The 431-nt window shown below is 61.5% G+C and carries 1 protein-coding gene and 1 pseudogene; both read left to right on the forward strand.

What is annotated here, in order from left to right:
- Positions 1–206: pseudogene (locus tag ACZBJS_RS42820) on the forward strand (IS66-like element accessory protein TnpA); the annotation flags it as partial.
- A partial coding sequence (gene tnpB / locus ACZBJS_RS42825) for an IS66 family insertion sequence element accessory protein TnpB (RefSeq protein ID WP_463440372.1) occupies positions 187–431 on the forward strand: 245 nt, incomplete at its 3' end. The pseudogene ACZBJS_RS42820 and the gene tnpB, both read left to right, overlap by 20 nt.

The raw sequence follows: 431 nt of genomic DNA on the forward strand, positions 1-431 counted from the left end.
GGCAAGACAGCGTGGCGACGGTGGATTTGCCGGCGACTTGCGATGAAGTGCGTGGTTCGGAACCCAAAGGGACTCCAGCTTTTTGTTCTCCGGCCAAAGTGAGCGTGTCGCTGCCGAACGGCGTGAAGCTCGCGCTGGAATGCGGCGATGTGGATGCATTGACGGCGATCATCGGAGCACTGGGCCATGTTCAGACTGGGCGGTGACCTGCAGGTCTATCTGCACCGTGAGCCGATCGACTTCCGGGCTGGCATCAACAGCCTTGCGGTCCTGGTCCAGGAGACGATGGCGCTCGATCCATTCACGCCGGCGGTTTTTGCGTTCTGCAATCGCCGTTGCGACCGGATGAAGTTGCTGTTCTTCGACCGGTCCGGCTTTGTGCTGGTCCTGAAGCGGCTGACCGAGGACAAGTTCCGATGGCCGCGCCGCCA

It is taken from the genome of Bradyrhizobium sp. KZN70725 (assembly GCF_055264925.1).